The organism is Pseudomonas sp. 1L-B-1-E-C1 (assembly GCF_057291835.1).
In genome coordinates this window covers 192,241-213,145 of the sequence record NZ_JBXAWN010000008.1, presented here as the reverse complement: position 1 = coordinate 213,145, position 20,905 = coordinate 192,241, and the positions used below count along the sequence as shown (strand labels likewise).

Genomic DNA, 20,905 nt, shown 5'->3' with positions numbered 1-20,905 from the left:
CGATCTCCTCCTTGAGGAGATCGACCCAAGTTCAAGACTATTTAAAACTCAATCCGCACATCCCCCTTCGGCACGCTGCAGCACGACAGGATGAACCCCTCGGCCTCATCCTCCTCGGTAATCCCGCCGTTGTGTTCCATCTCCACTTCGCCGCCAAGTTTCAGCACCTTGCAGGTCCCGCAAATGCCCATGCCGCAGGCTTTCGGGATCATCAGGCCGAGCTTGGCGGCTGCTGCGTGGACGGTTTCCCCCGGTGCCACGCGAATGCTTTTACCGGAAGCGGTGAATTCGACCTGATGCAGATCCGCTGCGTCGATTTCCGGTGCATCGGCAGCCTGTTCGGCTTGCTCCACTGCGTCGGCACGCGCTTCCGGTGGCGTGGCGCCGAAGGATTCTTCGTGGTACCGCGACATGTCGTAACCGGCCACTTCCAGCAGGCGCTTGACCGCGTTCATGTACGGCGTCGGGCCGCAGCAGAACACTTCGCGCTCGAGGAAATCCGGGACCATCAGTTCGAGCATCTTGTGGTTCAGGTAACCACGATAGCCGGCCCATGGCTCACCCAGGCCGTGCTTTTCACAAATCAGGTGCAGGCTGAAGTTGTCGATCCGCGACGCCATGTGCTCGAGCTCGCGGTGGTAAATGATGTCTTTCGGCGAGCGTGCGCTGTGCACGAAGGTCATGTCGACGTTGGCATTGGTGTCGTAGAACCAGCGCGCCATCGACATGCACGGCGTGATACCGACGCCGCCGCTCAAGTACAGGACTTTCGGGCTCGGGAAGTCCATGGCATTGAACAGACCGACCGGCCCGTGCACCGCCAGCTCTTGCCCCTCATGCAAAGTGTCATGCAACCAGTTCGAGACCTTGCCGCCCGGCACGCGCTTGATCGTCACCGAGAAGCTGTACGGCACCGACGGCGAGCTGGAAATCGTGTACGAGCGCATGATCGGCTGGCCTTCGATTTCAAGCTCGAGGGTGACGAACTGCCCCGGTTTGAAGAAGAACAGGATCGGCTGGTCGGCCATAAAGCAGAACGTGCGCACATCCCAGGTTTCCTGGATGACTTTGACGCAACGGACAATGTGTCGGCCATTGGCCCAGGTCTGGGTGGTGACCGGATTCAGGAAGCTGTTGGACATGCTGTTCTCCACGGCCGACTGTCGGCCTCATGTCGGCGATTCTGCGTATAGCGCAGAGCGCGCGTTTACCTATCCGCGACATTGACATACTTATCGCGACCAGCCCTTGAACACCGGGGCTTGCGCGTCGGGAACAGATTGCACCATGTCGCGCATGGATAAGGTTCCGCCCAGCGCCGGCCCCACACTCGCCCCAACACAAGACGACTTCTTTACACCTTGCGTAGCAACCGTTTTGCAGCACACCTGATCAGCCACTTTCGCCGGCCACGCAGAGGGCCATGAGGATTACATCGATGGACGTCACCGCAAAAATCAGCCTGGGCGATCCGCTGGAACCCGCACGCAAGGCCACCGCGCAAATGCTTCAGGAGCGCGAGCGCACCTTTTCCCTGCCGCAACCGTTCTACAGCGATGAGCGGCTGTTCGATATCGACATGCAGGAGATCTTCCAGAAGGAATGGTTGATCGCCGGCATGACCTGCGAGATCCCGGCCAAAGGCAACTACCTGACCCTGCAGATCGGCAAAAACCCGATCATTGTCATTCGTGGCGCCGAAGGCGTGGTGCACGCGTTCCACAACGTCTGCCGCCACCGTGGCTCGCGCCTGTGCACCAGTGAAAAAGGCAAGGTCGCCAAACTGGTCTGCCATTACCACCAGTGGACCTACGAGCTGGACGGTCGCCTGCTGTTCGCCGGCACCGAAATGGGCGCCGACTTCGACATGAAGCAGTACGGCCTGAAGCCGGTGAACGTGAAAACCGCTGGCGGCTACATCTTCATCAGCCTGGCGGAAAACCCGCCGGCCATCGATGACTTCCTGTCGACGCTCAACCATTACATGGAACCGTACGACATGGAGAACACCAAGGTGGCGATCACCACCACCTTGATGGAGAAGGCCAACTGGAAACTGGTGCTGGAAAACAACCGCGAGTGCTACCACTGCAACGCGTCGCACCCGGAACTGTTGAAAACCCTGCTGGAATGGGACGACGTCACCGACCCGCGTGCCGATCAGGCGTTCAAGGATCACGTCGCCGCGTCCGCCGCTGCCTGGGAAGCGGAAAAGATCCCTTACGCCCACGCCAGTTTCGGCCTGCGCAACCGCATCGTGCGCATGCCGCTGCTCAAGGGCACCGTGTCGATGACCCTCGACGGCAAACAAGGCTGCGCGAAGTTGATGGGCCGGATCAAGAACCCGGACCTGGGCTCGATGCGCATCCTGCACCTGCCGCACTCGTGGAACCACTGCATGGGCGACCACATCATCGTCTTCACCGTGTGGCCGATCAGCGCCCAGGAAACCATGGTCACCACCAAGTGGCTGGTGCACAAGGACGCGGTGGAAGGTGTCGATTACGACGTCGAGCGCATGCGCCAGGTGTGGGACGCGACCAACGATCAGGACCGGCGTCTGGCTGAGGAAAACCAGCGCGGGATCAATTCCACCGCTTACCAGCCAGGGCCTTACTCCAAGACTTATGAATTCGGCGTGGTCAACTTCGTCGACTGGTACAGCGAGCGGATGCTGAACAACCTCGGCGCCGAGCCTGCGCCTTACCTCAAAGGCGTGCCGGTCCAGGGCTAAAAGCAACAGCTTCGCGAGCAGGCTCGCTCCCACATTTGGAATGCGTTTCACCTGTGGGAGCGAGGCTGCTCGCGAAGAGGCCGGCCCAGTCACCGCCTCATTTGGATGACCACCTCACACTGCCATCCTCGCCAATAAACTCCTCGAAAATCTCCTCCCCCACCAGCCTGATTTTCGCGTACCCGTTCAGCACCCGCAGCGGATACGCCGGGTCGTTGGCATCCTGGGTCTCCGACCACAACACCCGCGCATGCCCGTTCAGTTCGCTGGAATTGCCATAGGGAATCGCCCCGTGCCCGGCACAGCGCGCATGCAGACCGCCCTGCTGCGCATAGACGATGCCGTTGTGCAGATGCCCCCAATACCAGTAATCCGGCTCGCGCCCCAGCGCATCGCACACCGGTTGATACAGCGCCGTCTTGTGGTGCCCGGAAATATCGAAGCCCTGATGATGACTGAGCACCATGAGTTTTTTGCGTTTCGGCAGACCTTTCATCCACTGGATCTGCGGCTCGTTCAGGGTGCCGTCCATGTACAGATTCATCGCATCAGACGCATAGGCAGAATCCAGCCCGACCACCAGCCAGTCATCATTGATCAGGGCAAAATAACTGGTGCCCTGTTGTCCGGGAAATTGCCTGGCCAGTTCCTTGAAGTAGCCATGGGCGCCGCTGTACATCTCGTGGTTGGAGTTGAGGGTGAACGAGCCGTGTGTGCCCATCGGCCAACCCGCCATGTCGACGTCTTCCTGGGAATGACTGCCGGCGTAATACACATCGCCCAAATGAATGGTGAAATCGGCCTGGGCCAGTTGCATCTGGTTGGCCACCGACACCGCCGGCGCATGGCTGTCGAACGGTCCGGTGCCCCAGTCGCCGGCAATCGCCAGGGTCACGTCGCGATCCATTTGCACCACCGCCGGGTCAGTGCCGAACGTTGCGTGATGGCGCAGGTTTTCGATCCACTTCAGCAGCGCCTCGCTCCACAGCAGATCGAGCAGTTCCCACTTGCGACACCCGAGCAGGCTGCCATCCTTGAGCACCCGGGTCGCCAGTTGATCGGTGGACTGCGGCAACGGCGTGGCATTGCCGATGCGCAGGATCGACAGACCATGGGCCAACTCCCACGGCACCGCCGGCTCGTCAGTCGGCAATTCGCCGTTTTTCAGCACGTAATGCGCCTGATCGTGGCCGCGCTGCAACAGCTTGATGATCGCCTGAAATTCCTGCGGCTCCAGCTCGCTGATGAGCTTCATCCAGGCCATTTCCATGCGCGTCAACAAGCCGTGAATGCGCAATTTGACCTTGTCATATTCGTGTTCCCAATGACTGACCAGTGACATGGCGTAATCCTCTCTCCGTAAGGGTTCACAGGGTTTTCATGAATTCGATCAACGCGCGTTTGTCGTCGTCGGACAAGGTCGTGCCGTACAGGTGACCGCTGTTGTGGTTGCCCTCCAGGCGCGTGTCGTATTTGAAGTCCGCCGAGGCTTTGGCCTGTGCGCCGCTGGTGACAAAACCGACGTTGACCGGGTCGTAGATGTCCGAGCCGGTGATGAACACCCGCGGACGTTTTTCCGGCGGTTGCAGCAAGTCCCACAATGTCGGTACCGAACCGTTGTGCAGGTAGGGCGCGCGCAACCATACGCCGTCGGTGGGCGTGTTGCTGTAGCTCTGGGTCTTGCGATACGCGCCGAAGTCGAACGGCGGCTTCTTGAAGGTGTGGAATGCTGCGACCAGCCCCGTGGTGAACGAGTCGAGCCGGTGCGGATCGGTGCCGAGCTGGTCGATTTCGGTGGTGACCTGGCCGGTATCGGCACGACCAAAATCATGACAAGCCGCGCAGTTGGCCTCCCAGATCGGCTTGCCCCGGGCGACCCTGGCCTGATCCAGCGCCCACGGCCACGCCGGTGCCTTGTGCCCGAGCAGCCAGTTGGTCACGCGGTTGAAGCTGGGTGGCAGCACCGATTCCGGCGTCGCACCCACGGCCATCGCGGCGGCGTAGTTGCGTTCGTGGATCTTGTTGTTATTGCCATCCCAGTGCAGGTACATCGATTCCCTGGGTTTCTGGTTCCACACTTGTGGCAGGTCGACGGTGCCGATGGTCGAGTCATCCGGGAAGCCGAACACCACCATTTTCGTCGGGTTGAAGGTATCGGTGCGGCCCGGCCCCTGTTGCGGGCGCAGCTTCTGCCAGGCGTAGGCCTGCTTCTGCTTGAGCAAGGCGCTTTTAGCCATCGGCATGATCAGGTAGCGGTTGTAGAGTTTCTCGAAAAAGCCCAGCTGGAATTTTCCGTTGATCGCCGCCATCACCGCGTCGGTGGTGAATTTCGGATCACTGGCGCAATCGTAGGCAAACCACTGGAAGGCTTGCAGTTGCAGAGTGTTGGCCGGCGCGCTCGGCACGTTGACGGCGACGTCGCTGGCATTGGCGCGGTAGGAACCGGTGTGGCACAGCGCGCAGTTCGGCTCGACGGTCGGGTAGCCGATCTGCCGTTTGGCCATGCCGATCGGCAGGTCCTTGCCGTTTTCAAAGAGGAAGCCGAACACCTCCCAGCCGCCGGGTTTTGGCATCTTCTCCGGGCACATTTGCGGCAGCACCGCGAACAGGTAATAGGGAATGCGCGCTTCGATGCCGAGGCCAATGGCGGCGTACTTGTAGTGGTCTTCGTCGGAGGCATACTCCTGTTCAGGAACGACCCGGAGCATCTGATACCAGGTCTCGTAACCGATGAAGCCGAGCACCGCGACCACCACCAGTGTGCCGACCTTGAAGGCGTGACTCTGCCATCGCCGCTGCCACGCCGCGCGCCATTCGCGACAGCCATCGCACAGCAGGGTCCAGGGCCGGTTCGCCGGCGTGGTGCCGAGGTAGAGCAAAATGCCGAGGATCAGAAAGAAGCTCAGATCGCCCATCAACATCGGCACGAACACCGAGCCTTGAATGCTGGTGTTGATCAGATAAATCCAGAACACCACCGCGATCAATCGCGTCAGCACACACAGCCAGGAATGCACCACGTAGCGCGGCGCGTTGAAGCCCGACGGCATGTACAACACGCTGATGCCGACCAGCAGCATCCCGGCGTTTTCCAGCCACGGGTCGGAGAGTTGCGGCGGCAGCCCGACCACCGATGTCAGCAAGCCCGGCGCGAACAGCGCGGGGATGGCGAACACCATGTTCATCGCAATGCCGATCCAGATGAAGCGTTGAAACCAGCGGATGTAGCTGTCCATGTCATCCATTTCCTTGTGCAGACCGGAGAAATGCAGCGCCTGATACACCGCTATCGCGAGCAGGCTCACTCCTACAATTGGAATGCGTGCCCCTGTGGGAGCGAGCTTGCTCGCGATGCAGTCGACTCGGTCTGAAGTCAGCCGAGCGCGGTTTTCTCCAGATGTTCAAGGATGATCGGGTAGACATCGACCACCGCGTTCTTGCCGAACATGCAGTCGATATGGCCGTAGCCCGGCACCACCTGCCGGCTGTAGCGCTCCGGCCCGTTTACTTCGCACACTCGCTGATAGGTCTTGAGCGTACTTTCCGGCAGATAACACTGGTTGTCGGCGCCGCTGATAAAGCAGATCGGCATGGTCAGCCGATCAAAGTGCGGCATGTACACATCGTTGCCTTTGAAATCCACCAGATGCCCTTTGCGCACGATCAGCGCCAGATGTTCGAAGGTCTCGATATTCGATTCGCCGAACAGTTCGTGCAGGTTGTCGTGCAGGGTTTCGTTGAGGGTGTCGTGGCGATACAACGACGCGTACATGAAGGTGATGCGGTGGCACACCGGGTTGGTGCAGTAACCCTGCGCCTCGATCCGCGCGTAGCCGTTGAGGGCCTTGTCGTAGAGTTTGTTGAACCAGTTTTCCTTGCTGTCGGCGTAAGCGGTCATCGACTTGATGCCGATCGCATCGAGCATGCCCGGCAGGTGCAATCCGGCTTTCAAACCCGTCGCGGTGGCGACCACGGTGTCTGCGGCAATTTGTGAGCAGACCACCGAACGCACGCCCTGCAAACCGGCGAGCAGCGACATGAAGAAGGTCGTTGCACCGTAGCAATGCACCACGCATTGCACATCACGGGCGTGGGTTTCCTGCTGTATCTGCGCGATGGCCGCCTTGAAGTCGTATCGGGCGATCTGATCGCCGTTCCACTCCTTCTTGCTCGCCGGCAGCAAAATGCTCACGCGAAAATCCAGCAACCACACGTCGTAGTCGTGCTTGCACAGGTACTCCAGCAGATTGGTCTGGATGGTATCGGTGGAAAAGATATTCGACCCGACACCCAAGCCATGCACCAGCATCACTGGCCCTTTGCTCCCGGCCTGATAACGGGTCAGACGCAGTTCGACGCCATCCTCGGTGGGGAAGAAATGCACCGTCGGGGCTGGCGCATCCAGCGGTCGTTTCAGCCGTGGCGGCGCGTCGGGGTTGAAGTAGATATCGCCGGCAAACACCCCGCCATAACTCTCCCAGAGAATCCCGGCGAAGAACTTGCCGAACCGCGCCAGGCCTTCGATGCGCTCACGCTCGTTGCGTGCATTGAGCACTTTCATGGTGGTCATCTGCTTGGCGAAATCGGTCGGGTGAATGTGCATCACTCCCGAGCCGATCACCTCGCCCGACTTGTCCGGCCCGCGGTAGAGCGTCACGTACAGCGTGCTGGTGTCGTGCCAGATATTCAGCACGCCGTTGTCTTCCGGCACGGTTTTGAAGGCGCTGAAGAAATAGTCGTTGCCGTCCTCGGCGGTCAGTTTCATGTCGTATTTCATGTGGCGCGTATCGACCTGCTGCTCGAATTGTTCGAACAGGTTGAACACGCCGTTGCTGGCGGTCAGCGGCTGCGGTGACAGTGCCGGGGCATTCACCGTGCCGACAATGGTCGCCGCGTGTTCCGGCTCCTTGATCATCCGGTTCATGTCGCTGGCGGTGATCGTCAGGGTGAAGTCGATCGGCGAGTTGTCCGCCTCTCCGCGTTTGGCCGCCGCTTCATAAACTTTCAGGTCGGTGCTCTGCGCCGCCATGAAGGCGCGGGAGAAATAGCCCTTCATGGTTTCCGTGAACTGCACGCCGAGGGTGGGCGGCGCCACCGGTTTGCGCGGCGCGGAAGGCAACGTGTAGTCGATCTGCCAGCCACGATCAGCGGCGAGCAGGCCCATGTTGCGCTCACTCACGGCAGAGATGGTCAGCAGTGGGTTGACCGCCAGCGAGGTCGGAATCACCGCGCCATCGGTCACGTAGAGATTGGCGTAAACATCGCTGCCACTGGCGCCGCTGAACACCTGGCCCTTGTGATTGACCACGCCTTGCGCCGCGTCTTCGCCCATCACGCAACCGCCCAACGGGTGTACCGAAACGATGCTGTGCTTGAGCAGTTTGGACCAGATCGGGTTCTCCACCCACACCCCGCCCAATGCCTTGGTGCTCTGGTGCAAACGTTCGTTGCCGAGTTTGAAGTTCTCCTGCTCGCCAACACCCGGCCAATCGATGCGCAGCTGATCCTTGCTGTCGAGGACCATCCGCCCCTGACCACTGTCATGGCTCATGATCAGGTAAGTCTGCATGTTGTGCAGTGCGCCGTAGTACGGCCCGCGCAGGAAGCTTTCGGCTTCACGTTCCTTGTATTTGACCTTGCCGCTGAAACTGTCATCAGTGGCGACACCGATCATCTCGGCAAACCCGGCCATCGCCGGCACCATCGGTCGGCCGAGGGCGCCAGGGATCGAGCCTTCCTCGATGACCATGCGACTGCGCCAGTCGCCTTCGGTGCGCATGTCGATGACCGAGGTGATGCACGGGCCGACCGGGTGCAGTTCCTTGGCCGGGTGCGCACCGAAACCGATGCCGTTGATGGTCTGCTCGCAGTTGTGGCCGAAGCCGAGGATGTCGCCGTTGCCGCTCATGTTCTCGCCGAGCTGGCCGGACATCGCCACACCTTTGTCGCGCGAGCGCAAAAGAATTTCCGTGGAGCCGAGGGTACCGGCGGAAACCACAACGATGTCGGCCTTCACGAACAACGTCGGTGCGCTGAACAACTCGCGACCACTGTCCAGGTACTGGAAGTGCACGATCCAGCCATCACCGTTGCGCTCCAGATGCCGCACTTCGGCCTGACAGAAAATCTCCGCGCCGTGGTTCCAGGCGTCCGGCAGATAGTTCATCAGCGTGGTGTTCTTGGCTTTGTTGTTACAGCCCGAAACGCAGTCGCCGCACTGGTTGCACGGCAGTTGCTCGACGCCGACGTGGTTGAGATTGTTCGGCAGTTTGTCGAAGGTCACGTTGATCGGCGGTTTGTAGAAATGCGCACCCTGCTGGAGGTAATCGGCGGACTTCTTGTTGGCGTCGAGTTTCGGCAGGTTCGGTGCAGTGCTCGGGTAAGGGTTGGGCTTGAGCATCTCCCGGGCGCGGGCGTAACCGTCCTTGAGCAACGTATCACGGTGTTCACGCACCGCTTGCGGCCAGCGTGGATCATCGAATACGCCGGGCTCCGGCTCGAGGGCAACGTTGGCATTGATCAGCGACGTGCCGCCGAGGCCGCAACCGACCACGACGTTTTGCTGGGCGTTCACATGCAGATCGAACAAACCGGTGCGCGAACCGATATGCCCGTCCGGGTCATGCACCTGCAGCTCTTCAGTGGCGGCAATCATGGTGTTGGGGTATTCGCCGGGCTGGATTTCCCGACCGCGTTCGAGCAGGCACACACGCTTGCCGGCACGGGACAGGCGCGAGGCAGCAATACCGCCGCCGTAGCCTGAACCAATGACAATCACATCGTAGTGTTCCTTGATCTCGCTGATGGGCGTTGCGATCCGTGTCATGAAGTGGTTCCTCTAATCAGGCAGATGGGGCAACTCTGCGGTTGCCTGCAATCAATGGGCGAACGGGCACTTGGCCACCGGAGCAAATCCGGCGACAGCACAACGGTCTGAACGGTCTGGCGGGTATGGCGCGCTACAGGCGAGCGTGCTGATTGGCGGCGCGTCGGAGCGTGCGCTTGCGTGGCGAGGGCGGGGGGCGGTGCGGCTGGCTATCCATCATGCGTTCTCCCAGAACCTGATGTGGATAAATGACGGCTGTCCTTGTGCCATTGCAGTGAAGACATCGCAGGAATCGAAGTCAAGGTCGCTTCTTAGAACTGTATGAAATGTAATCAATTGCCGTTTGGACTAAGCAGGCTGGGGCTTGCAGGGTTTGGCGAACAAGTTATCCACATAGCCACCCACAGCAAATGGGGGTAACTGTGGATGAGCCGAAGATTATCGTGCTGATTTACAAAGAAAAATCGTGACTTATGCAGAACAGGCGGTTGCGGGGGACATTGATCATTTTTTAATCATATCTTTGCAAGCCATGATTTTAACGGCCTGTGGAGGATAGCGAACACGTTATCCACAGAAGCGCCAACAGAGTTCGGGGGTAACTTTGCAGCGCCTGTGGAAAAATGCTCAAACCTGCGAATAACCAGGGCTTACAGATGAATTCAAGGCTGAAAAGCGCAAAGCGATCAAATATTGAACAATCACGTACAGGGCTTGGTTTATAAGGCTCCCAGCGGGCAACGAACATCTTATCCACAGAAGCACCAACAGAGATTGGGGGCAACTTGTGGCGCTATGCCGCAGAAAAACCTCGTAAAAACCGTAAGTTAGGTTGGTTGTTTTTTGATCTGCGGGCTGCAGACCACGGTTTACGGGAGCTGTGATGAAGGGCGAACACGTTATCCACAGACTGACCAACAGGGATTGTGCGTAACCGCTGTCCGGTGGATAACCCAACGCTAAGCGCGGTGCATCAGGTAGGCTTCTCCGGTTACCCGAATCAGCGGATGCGGCGTGACCTGGCAAGTCTTGATGATGCGGAAGCCATGGCGCTCATAAAATCGCCGCGCACCGGTGTTGGCCGCGTAGTCAATCAGACTCAGGCCGTTTAGCGCCATCTGATCAGCGCGCGCCTGAGCATGCGCGAGGAACTGCACACCCAGGCCCCGATTGCGCCAGTCTTCATGCAGGGCCAGGCTGGAGATGTACAACGAATCGGGCACTTCCATATCGGCGTACGGTGCCAGCACCGGATCAGTGGACGGCGTCGGCTCGGGATCCTCGCGCATCGCATAACTGTGCATCATGCCAACGACCCGGTCTTCGGCCTCGGCGACCATGCAGTTCTGCCAGGAGAAATCCACATCGACGCGGGCATAACGGCGCTCGCCGACATCCAGCAGCGCCTCCCCAGGCTCCGCCAACTGGCTCCAGATGTAATCCGAGGCGCCTTCCGAGGAAATCTGAAACAGACGCGCAATGTCGCGCGCATCCGAGCGCCGGGCAGGGCGAAACTTGACGGTCATTCAGTTGACTCCTTGTGGGGTGAGTGGCTTTTTACCCTGCGTTTGAAACCGGCCGCAAACAGAAGCGCCAGGTTTTTCGTGTCAACCAATGACAGCTGTCGGCCCGCCCCTACGAGCATTGGTTGCGGGGGTCAGCGGACCACGCCTTCCTCGATCAGCAACTTGAGGATCGCTTCGGCACCGGCCTGTGGGGTGACGCCCTTGAGCACTTGCCCGCCGCCGCCACTGGCTTTGGCGGTCGCAGCCTTCATGCGGTCGGCGCCGCTTTTGGCTTTGATCACTTTCAGGCGTTTGGGCCGTGGTTTGGCCGGTTGCAGAGTGGCGACAGACAAGAGCTCATCGTCGACGACTTCAACCTCATCAGCCTCCAGAATCCCTCGCCGCGCCGGGCCATAGGCGCTCTGTCGAGGCTTCGGCGCGGCGTTATCCACAGTGGCCAGAAACGGCAATTTGACCTTCAGGCGCCGCCGCTGCCCACGCGGCAACGCTTGCAGAACCAGCGCCGAACCATCATTGATCGATTCGACCTGCGCCAGGCCCACCACCAGCGGCCAGCCCAGACCTTCCGCCAGCAGGAACGGCAACATCCCCGAGCCTTCACCGGTTTCCGCCTGACTGCCGGTCAGCACCACCTGCGCCCCGGCATCGCGCAGATACTCGGTCAGCGCCGGCAAGGCGTCGGCGCCAGCGGGTTGCTCCAGTACATGCAGCTGTTCCAGGCCCATGCCCAGATAGGCGCGCAATGCCGGTTCGGCGACGTCGCCGGCGTGCAGCACTTGCAGGTTATTCCCAGCCAGTTGCAGGCCCAGTTCCACTGCGCGGGCATCCTGATCGGCGCGGCGCGGGCGGCCGGAAGTCGGGTGAGCGCCGATTGAAACCAGACTGATAACGTTTGTGTTCATAGCGTTTCCTTAAGCCGCATCGCGCTTGGCTTCGTTGCGGTAAGCCGCGACCGCTTCGATCAACGCTTGCAGAATCTCTGCGCTTTCGCCGATCACCGAGAGGTCGGCGCGTTTGATCATGTCGCAACCCGGATCAAGATTGATCGCGACCACCTTGTCGCAGGCGCCAATGCCTTGCAGATGCTGGATCGCTCCGGAGATACCCACAGCCACATAGACCCGCGCGGTGACCCAGGTGCCGGACGCGCCAACCTGGCGATCACGGGCCATGAAGCCATCGTCCACCGCCACCCGCGACGCGCCTTCGGTAGCGCCGAGGGCTGCCGCCGTTTCATGAAACAACGCCCAGTCCTTCACGCCATTGCCGCCGGAGAAAATGAACTCGGCCTCGGCCATCGGGATCGCCGCCGGATCCACCGCCACCGCGCCGAGATCTTCGATTCGCGACAGGCTGCGCGCGACGCTTGTGGATAACTCCACCGGTAACGCTTCGTGACGGGTTTCGCTGACCGGATCTGCGCATTCGGCGGCGGCGAGAATCAACCGTGCGACCGGACGCGCGAGGTCCTGCAACCCGGCACCGGCGCGGCCGATGCATTCCTGATCCTTGACCTGCCAGACCCGTGTAGCCGGGCGTTCGCCCAAGGCTGCGGCAAAGCGCCGGCCGAGTTCACCGCCGCCGCTGCGGCTGTCCGGCAGCAACCAGTGACGCGGGTTGAACTGGTTATCCACAGCGCGCAAACCCTGCACCCGTTGTTCCGGTGCATAACCGCTAAACTGCTCGCCTTCGAGCACCAGCAGGCGATCGACGCCGGCGGTTTCGAACGTGCTTTCCTTGTGCTCACCGAAGACCACAGCGAGCACCGCGCCGTCGGTGCCGGCCAACTGATGAGCGAGGCCGAGCAGATCGCGGTCGTGGCTGCTCAGGCGGCCGCCGACCATATCCGGCACCACGCTGATGTAAAACGCCGGGGCCAGTATCTTTTGCAGCGGCAACTGCACTTCGACCGTGGCCGAGCGTTTGACCGCCCCACCCTGCTGCGCGCCGCTGCGGTCAATGCGTTTGATGCCGTTAGGGCCGATAAAACCCATGCCGTGCAGATTCTTGCGGATGACGCCATTGGGCCCCATCCAACTGTGCTGCGCCGGCTGCATCGCCGCGTGCAGCGGGTGCAGGCGGTTGCGCGCAATCCATTCGGCGCGCGGGTCGCGGCGGATAATGTCGCTCATCAGTGCACCTCCGCAGGTTCACGTTTGGCCGGCGTGGCAGGCTTGCTTGGCGCGGCGTCTTCGAGCAAGGCGTCGGCGACCAGTTCGGCGATGTCCTTGATCAGCGGACGCGGTTCGACCACGCCTTCGAGCATCGCCGTGCACTGTGGACAACCCACCGCCACCAGCTCGGCGCCGGTTTCGCGGATGTCTTCCATGCGCATGTCGGGGATGCGCTGTTTTCCCGGAATGTCGGTGATCGGCGCGCCGCCCCCGCCGCCGCAGCAGCGCGAGCGGAAACCGGACCGTTGCATCTCTTTGACTTCGATGCCGAGGGCACGCAGCACTTCTCGCGGTGCTTCGTACTCGCCGTTGTAGCGGCCCAGGTAGCACGGATCGTGATAGGTCACGCTGTTGCCTTTGTGCTGACCGAGGTTGAGCGCACCGGCCTGAATGATCTCGGCCATGTAGGTGCTGTGGTGCTGCACCAAGTAATTGCCGTCGAACGCGCCGTACTCGTTTTTCAGCACATGGAAACTGTGCGGATCGCAGGTGACGATGCGGTTGAAGCTGTATTTGGCCAACGTCTGGATATTGCGTTTGGCGAGCTGCTGGAACGTTGCTTCGTCGCCGAGACGGCGGGCGACGTCGCCGCTGTCACGCTCTTCGAGACCGAGCACGGCGAAGTCGATTTTTGCCGCTTTCAGCACTTTGACGAAGGCACGCAGGGTGCGCTGGTTACGCATGTCGAAGGCACCATCGCCGACCCAGAACAGCACGTCGGTGGATTTCTTTTCGCTGAGCAGATTGAGGTTCAGATCCGCCGCCCAGTTCATCCGCCCGCCCGGGGCGAAACCGCCGGGGTTGTCGGTGGCGATCAGGTTTTCGAGGACTTCGGCGCCCTTGTTCGGCGTCGCGCCTTTTTCCAGGGTCAGGTGACGGCGCATGTCGACGATCGCATCGACGTGCTCGATCATCATCGGGCATTCCTCGACGCAGGCGCGGCAGGTGGTGCACGACCACAGGGTTTCGGCATCGACCAGACCGTTGACGATCGGTTGATGCGGATTGCCGCCATGCTCGCCGATCGGTTTGCCTGGGTATGGGCTGCCGGCAAATTTCGCGTCAGTGCCGCCGGCGAGGCCGACGACCATGTCCTGAATCAGTTTTTTCGGGTTCAGCGGCTGGCCGGCGGCGAAGGCCGGGCAAGCCGCTTCGCACTTGCCGCACTGCACGCAGGCATCGAAACCGAGCAGCTGGTTCCAGGTGAAATCCTTGGGTTTTTCCACGCCCAATGGCGCATCGGGATTATTCAGGTCCAGCGGTTTCAAACCGGTCGAGCGCCCGCCACCAAAACGTTCCGGGCGACGGTGCCAGGCCAGGTGCAGAGCACCGGCAAAGGCGTGTTTCATCGGCCCGCCCCAGGTCATGCCGAAGAACAGCTCCGATACGCCCCACAGCACGCCAACACCGAGGATGACTGCGAGCAGCCAGCCGCCGAAGTTTTCCGGCAGGATCCCGGCGACCGGCAGGGTCACCAGGAAAAACGACGCCGAGAACGCCAGCAGGCTTTTCGGCAAGCGCATCCACGGGCCTTTCGACAGACGCGCAGGCGGATTGACGCGGCGCAGGTACATGAAGATCGCGCCGACGAACATCACCGCCGACATCAGCAGCAAGGCATAGCCGAGGATGCGGTTATGCAGGCCGAAGCCGTGCACCAGAATGGCCAGCACGATCGACGCCACCGCACCGCCCGCCGTGGCGACGTGGGTATTGGCAATGTATTTGTCCCGCGCGACGACGTGGTGCAGGTCGACCATGTAGCGCTTGGGCATGGCCAGCAGACCGCCGAGCAGATCGACCTTCGCCGCCCGCCCCCGGCGCCACATGTTCATCCGCCGCAACGCGCCGAGGGCAGCGAGGCCGATGGCTGCGAACAACAGGATTGGAAGAAGGGTGTTCAACATAGGTGTTGCTCCCAAAGACCGCAGGGTCTTGCAGGTCGAGTTGCCTTACTCGGTCACTGTGGGAGCGAGCTTGCTCGCGAAGGCGGACTGACATTCAACATCGATGTCGACTGATCCACCGCTTTCGCGAGCAAGCTCGCTCCCACAGGGTTGTGTGCAAGCCTTTAGAAGTCTTTACACAGTCTGAGTGCGTCATAGATCGCGGCGTGTGTGTTGCGCTGCGCCACGCAGTCGCCGATGCGGAACAGCAAGTAGCCGTCGCCCGCTTCGCTCAGCGAAGGTTGCGGCTGGATCGCGAACAGCGCCTCGACGTCGATCTGGCCCTTGTTGCGCGAGCCGTCCTTGAGCGCGTAGTAGATTTCCTCGTCCGGGCGAACGCCGTTTTCGACGACCACCTGATCGACCACCCGCTCCTCTTTCGCGCCGGTGTATTCGTTCTCCAGCACCGCGATCAGCTTGTCGCCTTCGCGGTAGACCTTCTCCAGCATCATGTCGCCGGTCATGATCACTTCTTTCGGGTACATGCTGCGGTAGTAGGTCGGGAACGACGTACCGCCGATGGCCACGCCCGGCTTGATGTCGTCGGTGACGATCTCGACCTGGCTGCCCTTGTCGGCGAGGAAGTCGGCGACCGACATCCCGGTGAACTCGCAGATGGTGTCGTAGACCAGCACGTTCTTGCCCGGCGCAACCTTGCCGTCGAGCACGTCCCAGCTGCTCACCACCAGCCCTTCGGCGGCGCCCCAGTGTTCGTTCTGCTCAAGGTACGGATGACCGCCAACCGCCAGCACCACCACGTCCGGACGCAGGTCCATGATGGTGTCGGTATCCGCCGCCGTGCCCAGGCGCAGATCGACTTTCAGCCGCGCCAGTTCCAGCTGGAACCAGCGGGTGATACCGGCGATCTGGTCACGCTGCGGTGCTTTCGATGCGGTGGTGATCTGCCCGCCGATGAAGTCTTTTTTCTCGAACAGCGTGACGTCGTGGCCCCGCTCGGCAGCCACGCGTGCTGCTTCCATCCCGGCCGGGCCGGCACCGACGATCACCACTTTGCGCTTCGGCCCGGTGGATTTCTCGATGATGTGCGGCACGCCCATGTATTCACGAGACGTCGCGGCGTTCTGGATGCACAGCACGTCCAGGCCTTGATACTGGCGGTCGATGCAATAGTTGGCGCCGACGCACTGCTTGATCTGGTCGATCTGGCCCATCTTGATCTTGGCGATCAGGTGCGGGTCAGCGATGTGCGCGCGGGTCATGCCGACCATGTCGACGTAACCGCCCTCAAGAATCCGCGTGGCCTGATTCGGGTCCTTGATGTTCTGCGCGTGCAGCACCGGCACCTTGACCACTTCCTTGATTCCGGCAGCCAGATGCAGGAACGGCTCCGGTGGATAACTCATGTTCGGAATGACGTTGGCCAAGGTGTTGTGGGTATCGCAACCCGAGCCGACCACGCCGATGAAATCGAGCATGCCGGTGTCGTCGTAATACTTGGCGATCTGCTTCATGTCCTCGTGGGACAAACCGTCCGGATGGAACTCGTCACCGCACAGGCGCATGCCCACGCAGAAGTCGTCACCGACCTCGGCGCGCACGGCTTTGAGGACTTCGAGACCGAACTTCATCCGCCCTTCGAAGCTGCCGCCCCATTCGTCGGTGCGCTTGTTGACGCGCGGGCTCCAGAACTGGTCGATCATGTGCTGGTGCACGGCCGACAGTTCGACGCCATCGAGGCCCCCGGCCTTGGCCCGGCGCGCGGCCTGGGCGTAGTTGCCGATCACGCGCCAGATCTCTTCCGGCTCGATGGTCTTGCAGGTGGCGCGGTGCACCGGTTCACGGATGCCCGACGGCGACATCAGCGTCGGCCAATTAAAACCGTCCCAGCGCGAGCGCCGGCCCATGTGGGTAATCTGGATCATGATCTTGGCGCCATGCTTGTGCATGGCGTCAGCCAGATTCTGGAAGTGCGGAATGATCCGGTCGGTGGACAGATTGACCGAGCTCCACCATTCCTGCGGGCTATCGATCGCCACGACGGACGAACCGCCGCAGATGGCCAGGCCGATGCCGCCCTTGGCCTTCTCTTCGTAATACTTGACGTAGCGGTCGGTGGTCATGCCACCGTCAGTCGCGTAGACCTCGGCGTGCGCGGTGCTGAGCACGCGGTTGCGGATGGTCAGTTTGCCAATCTGGATCGGCTGGAACATTGCTTCGAAAGCCATGGCACGGTCCTCGGCTTACAACGGCTTGACGATGAACAAGCCGTCATCGTGGCCCTCTTCGGAGCCTCCGTAGACTTGTTCGGCCACAGTACGGATCTTGCTGCCACGGGCTTCGAGAATTTGGTCCATGGCCCCGGCAAACCAGCCGGTGAACATGTAATCGACCTTGCGCCCGACCTTGCCGTAGACGTAGACGAACGCCGAGTGCTCAAGCTTGACGCTGGCGGTACCCTTGTCGAGGTCGATGTCCTGAATCTTGAACAGGCCCCAGCCGCGCTGCGACAGGCGTTTCATGTAGTGCTCGAACACCGCGACGCCTTCCAGCCCGTGGCATTCGGCTTCCTTTTCGCACCAGTGCCAGGCGGATTTGTAGCCGGCCTTGTAGAGGATTTCCGCATAGGCTTCAGCGCCCAGCACTTCCTCGATGCCCATGTGGTTGTTGACGAAAAAGTGACGCGGCACATAGAGCATTGGCAGGGCGTCGGAGGTCCAGACACCGGTCTCGCTGTCGACTTCGATAGGCAATTGCGGGGCGATCTTGGCCATGGAAACTTAACTCCAGAAAAATTATGGTTCAGTGGTGGCCGCGGCCCTCACCCCAGCCCTCTCCCGCAGGAGAGGGGGCAGTTCGGCGGCGGTCGTGAAAGCGTTATTCGCCCCAGACGTCCTTGAGGACGTTCACCCAGTTCTCGCCCATGATCTTGCGCACCACGCGCTCGGAATGGCCGCGCTTGAGCAGGGTCTCGGTGAGGTTGGGGAATTCGCCGACGGTACGGATGCCCAGCGGGTTGATGATCTTGCCGAAGCTGGTCAGGCGGCGGGCGTAGCCCTTGTCGTGGGTCAGGTATTCGAAGAAGTCCTGGCCGTGACCCTGAGTGAAATCGGTGCCGATACCGATGGCGTCTTCGCCAACGATGTTCATGGTGTATTCGATGGCTTCGGCGTAATCGTCGATGGTCGAATCGATGCCCTTGGCGAGGAACGGCGCGAACATGGTCACGCCGACAAAACCGCCGTGGTCGGCAATGAACTTCAGTTCTGCATCGGATTTGTTGCGCGGGTGCTCTTTGAGACCCGACGGCAGGCAGTGCGAGTAGCAGACCGGTTTTTTCGATTCGAGGATGACTTCTTCGGAGGTCTTGGAACCGACGTGGGACAGGTCGCACATGACGCCGACGCGGTTCATCTCGGCGACGATCTCGCGACCGAAACCCGACAGCCCGCCGTCACGTTCGTAGCAACCGGTGCCGACCAGATTCTGGGTGTTGTAGCACATCTGCACGATGCCGACGCCGAGCTGCTTGAACACCTCGACATAGCCGATCTGGTCTTCGAAAGCGTGGGCATTCTGGAAGCCGAAGAGGATGCCGGTCTTGCCCTGTTCCTTGGCGCGACGGATGTCGGCGGTGGTGCGCACCGGCATCACCAGGTCGCTGTTTTCGCGGATCAGTTTCTGGCTGGCAGCGATGTTGTTCACGGTCGCCTGAAAGCCTTCCCACACCGACACAGTGCAGTTGGCTGCCGTCAGACCGCCCTTGCGCATGTCTTCGAACAGCTCGCGGTTCCATTTGGCAATGATCAGACCGTCGATAACGATGCTGTCGGCGTGTAATTCGGCTGGGCTCATCAGGCGTCCCCTTATTGGCGATTCATGCGCCGAATCGTCTGCCGGCGCTTTGGGGCCAGCATATGCCTCGGTGCCGGGGCGACCGGGTGCAAAAACGACAGGGGAATTGCCGAAAGCGTCAATCCGCGACAAAGGGTCGTCAGCCGCCCTCCTCGGCTGGCTGTTCAAGCCCGCGCGCTTGCGCCAGAATCTGCCGCAGCCTGCACACACCCACGGATTAGAGCGACCCCAATGAAATCGATCTTCCTCGCCCTGGCACTGATTGCGACCGGCGTTCACGCCGCCGAAGAATCCGAGAACAACCCATGCGACGCGGTGGAAAACGACATCCAGACCCTGGAATGCTCCGCCTATAGCCGCACCACCGCCGAAGACCTGCTGAAGGACAACTACGCCAGCCTCAACGAACGCATGCAGGCCGCCTACGGCAAGAATCCGACGCAACTGGCCGACATCACCGCCAAACTGAAAACCGCCCAGCAGCAATGGCTGAAAACCCGCGATGCCGATTGCGCGGTGGAAGCCTTTCCGGCGACGGCGGGTAGCAAAGCGTTCACCATTGCGCAGAATGATTGTGTGGCGCGGATGAGTGACGAGCGGTCGGAGTTTTTGGAGTCGATTGGGCAGGAGTGATCGAAATTTTAGAGGGCTACCGCGTCCTCATCGACGAAACTTCTTTCTGAACCATTGCGATCGGGCCGACACGCTTTGCTTTGATCGCCAAGAATGACGCGCCCACGCAACATGCCGACACGCCTTGTTTATTGGTCACTGGAAAATATAAGTAAAGATTCGCGAATCTTATAAAAGACTTATATTCTTCTATGAACAGCATCCACTGGACTCGCAAAGCTGTTAAGCAGCTTTTGAAATTGCATTCCGTGCACCAAGGGAAGGTTCGCGACGCCGTCACGGCGCTTGCCGACATGCCCGATGTTGGCACGTAAAAGCATTGGTTGGTCATGACTACGCTTACCGACTGCGTGTCGGCAATTATCGAGTTATGTTCGACTGGGATGGCGCAATCAAAGTGGTCAGTATTCAAGAGGTCAAAAAACGTGATGAACGCACCTACTGACGTTCAAATAATCAATGACGCCGAGGGTAACCCTGCGTTCGTGGTTATCCCCTACGCTCAATATGTCGCACAGAAAATACAGCCCGATCTGATTCCCCATGAGGTGGTCAGTCGAATCGTTGATGGCGCAACACCGATCCGCGCCTGGCGCGAACATCTCAACCTGACGCAGGAAGAAGTGGCGAAGCGCATGGGCATCTCACAACCGGCGTTTGCCCAGCAGGAAACAGTCGCCAAGCCGCGCAAGGCCACCCGCGAGAAAATTGCGTCGGCGTTCGGCATCACCGCCAATCAGCTAGAGCTGTAAGCTGAACCTCTTAAGCCAGTCTAAGGATTCCCATGAACATCTGCGGCATTGAAATCAAAGGCAGCGAAGCGATCATCGCCGTGGCTGCGCTCGACGGTTCGACGTTGAGCCACGTCCCTCTCGCCACGAAAAAGATTGCGCTCGATGACGATGACGAGGCGGCAAACGTGCGGCGGTTTGCGGCGCAGGTGGCGTCGTTCGTGCGGGAGAATTCGGTGGACCGGATCGCGATCAAGAAGCGCAGCAAGAAGGGTGAGTTCGCCGGAGGGCCGACGACGTTCAAGATTGAGGGTGTGTTTCAGTTGCTTGATGGTTGTGAAGTGACGCTGTTGTCGCCGCAGACGATCAATGCGCAGGCCAAGAAGCACAATTTCGAACTGCCGGGGACGTTGAACAAGTATCAGCATGAGGCTTACAAGGCGGCGTGCTCGGCGTTGGTGAAGAAATAATCAAGAGCAAGGTCAAAAGATCGCAGCCTTCGGCAGCTCCTACAGGGAAATG

General features: G+C 60.5%; 15 protein-coding genes and 1 pseudogene. 5 read left to right on the top strand and 11 right to left on the bottom strand.

Annotated elements, in window-relative coordinates:
- Nucleotides 1-41: 41 nt before the first annotated feature.
- Nucleotides 42-1,142: a glycine-betaine demethylase subunit GbcB gene (gbcB, locus tag AC0Z4S_RS15960; protein ID WP_253496589.1), complete on the bottom strand. Its 1,101-nt coding sequence runs from the start codon at nt 1,140-1,142 to the stop codon at nt 42-44.
- A 296-nt stretch (nt 1,143-1,438) separates the two neighbouring features.
- On the opposite strand from gbcB, the gene gbcA reads away from it, so the two are divergent.
- Complete coding sequence (gbcA, locus tag AC0Z4S_RS15955) at nt 1,439-2,734, top strand: glycine-betaine demethylase subunit GbcA (RefSeq protein WP_039757637.1); 1,296 nt, start codon at nt 1,439-1,441, stop codon at nt 2,732-2,734.
- A gap of 97 nt (nt 2,735-2,831) precedes the next feature.
- On the opposite strand, the gene AC0Z4S_RS15950 is transcribed toward gbcA, so the two are convergent.
- The 10 genes from AC0Z4S_RS15950 to AC0Z4S_RS15905 form a co-directional block, all read right to left on the bottom strand.
- On the bottom strand, nt 2,832-4,076 hold the full coding sequence (locus AC0Z4S_RS15950; RefSeq protein ID WP_485623700.1) for a metallophosphoesterase family protein: 1,245 nt from the start codon (nt 4,074-4,076) through the stop codon (nt 2,832-2,834).
- Nucleotides 4,077-4,101: 25 nt separating this feature from the next.
- Nucleotides 4,102-5,970 carry a c-type cytochrome gene (locus AC0Z4S_RS15945; RefSeq protein WP_485623771.1) on the bottom strand — a complete coding sequence of 623 codons (1,869 nt, stop codon included), beginning with the start codon at nt 5,968-5,970 and terminating at the stop codon, nt 4,102-4,104.
- 137 nt (nt 5,971-6,107) lie between these two features.
- Nucleotides 6,108-9,560, bottom strand: coding sequence for a GMC family oxidoreductase N-terminal domain-containing protein (locus AC0Z4S_RS15940; protein ID WP_485623699.1), 3,453 nt, complete (start codon nt 9,558-9,560; stop codon nt 6,108-6,110).
- A gap of 959 nt (nt 9,561-10,519) precedes the next feature.
- On the bottom strand, nt 10,520-11,086 hold the full coding sequence (locus AC0Z4S_RS15935; RefSeq protein WP_485623698.1) for a GNAT family N-acetyltransferase: 567 nt from the start codon (nt 11,084-11,086) through the stop codon (nt 10,520-10,522).
- A gap of 131 nt (nt 11,087-11,217) precedes the next feature.
- Nucleotides 11,218-11,988: an electron transfer flavoprotein subunit beta gene (gene etfB, locus AC0Z4S_RS15930; RefSeq protein WP_485623697.1), complete on the bottom strand. Its 771-nt coding sequence runs from the start codon at nt 11,986-11,988 to the stop codon at nt 11,218-11,220.
- 9 nt (nt 11,989-11,997) lie between these two features.
- A complete protein-coding gene (gene etfA, locus AC0Z4S_RS15925) occupies nt 11,998-13,218 on the bottom strand; it encodes an electron transfer flavoprotein subunit alpha (RefSeq protein ID WP_485623696.1) in 1,221 nt (406 codons plus the stop codon).
- The gene (dgcB, locus tag AC0Z4S_RS15920; RefSeq protein ID WP_485623695.1) at nt 13,218-15,167 is read right to left on the bottom strand and encodes a dimethylglycine demethylation protein DgcB; all 1,950 of its coding nucleotides are present in this window, start codon (nt 15,165-15,167) and stop codon (nt 13,218-13,220) included. The genes etfA and dgcB overlap by 1 nt, the downstream gene beginning before the upstream one ends.
- Before the next feature lie 164 nt (nt 15,168-15,331).
- Nucleotides 15,332-17,392 (bottom strand): dimethylglycine demethylation protein DgcA, encoded by a 2,061-nt coding sequence (gene dgcA / locus AC0Z4S_RS15915; protein WP_485623694.1) that lies wholly within the window; start codon nt 17,390-17,392, stop codon nt 15,332-15,334.
- Between the two features lie 15 nt (nt 17,393-17,407).
- Entirely contained in the window at nt 17,408-17,938 is a 531-nt protein-coding gene (locus AC0Z4S_RS15910; RefSeq protein ID WP_039757633.1) for a 4-vinyl reductase, read from the bottom strand.
- 103 nt (nt 17,939-18,041) lie between these two features.
- Nucleotides 18,042-19,019, bottom strand: coding sequence for a dipeptidase (locus AC0Z4S_RS15905; RefSeq protein WP_007962626.1), 978 nt, complete (start codon nt 19,017-19,019; stop codon nt 18,042-18,044).
- A gap of 231 nt (nt 19,020-19,250) precedes the next feature.
- Between AC0Z4S_RS15905 and AC0Z4S_RS15900 the strand changes: the two genes are divergently transcribed.
- The 4 genes and pseudogenes from AC0Z4S_RS15900 to AC0Z4S_RS15885 all read left to right on the top strand — a co-directional run bounded on the left by AC0Z4S_RS15900 (nt 19,251) and on the right by AC0Z4S_RS15885 (nt 20,853).
- Complete coding sequence (locus tag AC0Z4S_RS15900; protein ID WP_471877168.1) at nt 19,251-19,652, top strand: lysozyme inhibitor LprI family protein; 402 nt, start codon at nt 19,251-19,253, stop codon at nt 19,650-19,652.
- Between the two features lie 191 nt (nt 19,653-19,843).
- A pseudogene (locus AC0Z4S_RS15895) lies at nt 19,844-20,097 on the top strand (type II toxin-antitoxin system RelE family toxin).
- Nucleotides 20,081-20,404 (top strand): helix-turn-helix domain-containing protein, encoded by a 324-nt coding sequence (locus AC0Z4S_RS15890; RefSeq protein WP_253496620.1) that lies wholly within the window; start codon nt 20,081-20,083, stop codon nt 20,402-20,404. The pseudogene AC0Z4S_RS15895 and the gene AC0Z4S_RS15890 overlap by 17 nt, the downstream one beginning before the upstream one ends.
- Nucleotides 20,405-20,436: 32 nt before the next feature.
- On the top strand, nt 20,437-20,853 hold the full coding sequence (locus AC0Z4S_RS15885; RefSeq protein ID WP_016772815.1) for a DUF3010 family protein: 417 nt from the start codon (nt 20,437-20,439) through the stop codon (nt 20,851-20,853).
- The last annotated feature ends 52 nt before the right edge of the window (nt 20,854-20,905 follow it).

What these genes read in the sequence shown, in the direction of transcription:
- AC0Z4S_RS15950 (WP_485623700.1), bottom strand. Translation starts at nt 4,076, where the DNA reads ATGTCACTGGTCAGTCATTGGGAACACGAATATGACAAGGTCAAATTG.
- dgcA (WP_485623694.1), bottom strand. Translation starts at nt 17,392, where the DNA reads ATGGCTTTCGAAGCAATGTTCCAGCCGATCCAGATTGGCAAACTGACC.
- etfA (WP_485623696.1), bottom strand. Translation starts at nt 13,218, where the DNA reads ATGAGCGACATTATCCGCCGCGACCCGCGCGCCGAATGGATTGCGCGC.
- AC0Z4S_RS15890 (WP_253496620.1), top strand. Translation starts at nt 20,081, where the DNA reads ATGAACGCACCTACTGACGTTCAAATAATCAATGACGCCGAGGGTAAC.
- gbcA (WP_039757637.1), top strand. Translation starts at nt 1,439, where the DNA reads ATGGACGTCACCGCAAAAATCAGCCTGGGCGATCCGCTGGAACCCGCA.
- etfB (WP_485623697.1), bottom strand. Translation starts at nt 11,988, where the DNA reads ATGAACACAAACGTTATCAGTCTGGTTTCAATCGGCGCTCACCCGACT.
- AC0Z4S_RS15910 (WP_039757633.1), bottom strand. Translation starts at nt 17,938, where the DNA reads ATGGCCAAGATCGCCCCGCAATTGCCTATCGAAGTCGACAGCGAGACC.
- gbcB (WP_253496589.1), bottom strand. Translation starts at nt 1,142, where the DNA reads ATGTCCAACAGCTTCCTGAATCCGGTCACCACCCAGACCTGGGCCAAT.
- AC0Z4S_RS15940 (WP_485623699.1), bottom strand. Translation starts at nt 9,560, where the DNA reads ATGACACGGATCGCAACGCCCATCAGCGAGATCAAGGAACACTACGAT.
- AC0Z4S_RS15945 (WP_485623771.1), bottom strand. Translation starts at nt 5,970, where the DNA reads ATGGACAGCTACATCCGCTGGTTTCAACGCTTCATCTGGATCGGCATT.
- AC0Z4S_RS15935 (WP_485623698.1), bottom strand. Translation starts at nt 11,086, where the DNA reads ATGACCGTCAAGTTTCGCCCTGCCCGGCGCTCGGATGCGCGCGACATT.
- AC0Z4S_RS15885 (WP_016772815.1), top strand. Translation starts at nt 20,437, where the DNA reads ATGAACATCTGCGGCATTGAAATCAAAGGCAGCGAAGCGATCATCGCC.
- AC0Z4S_RS15905 (WP_007962626.1), bottom strand. Translation starts at nt 19,019, where the DNA reads ATGAGCCCAGCCGAATTACACGCCGACAGCATCGTTATCGACGGTCTG.
- dgcB (WP_485623695.1), bottom strand. Translation starts at nt 15,167, where the DNA reads ATGTTGAACACCCTTCTTCCAATCCTGTTGTTCGCAGCCATCGGCCTC.
- AC0Z4S_RS15900 (WP_471877168.1), top strand. Translation starts at nt 19,251, where the DNA reads ATGAAATCGATCTTCCTCGCCCTGGCACTGATTGCGACCGGCGTTCAC.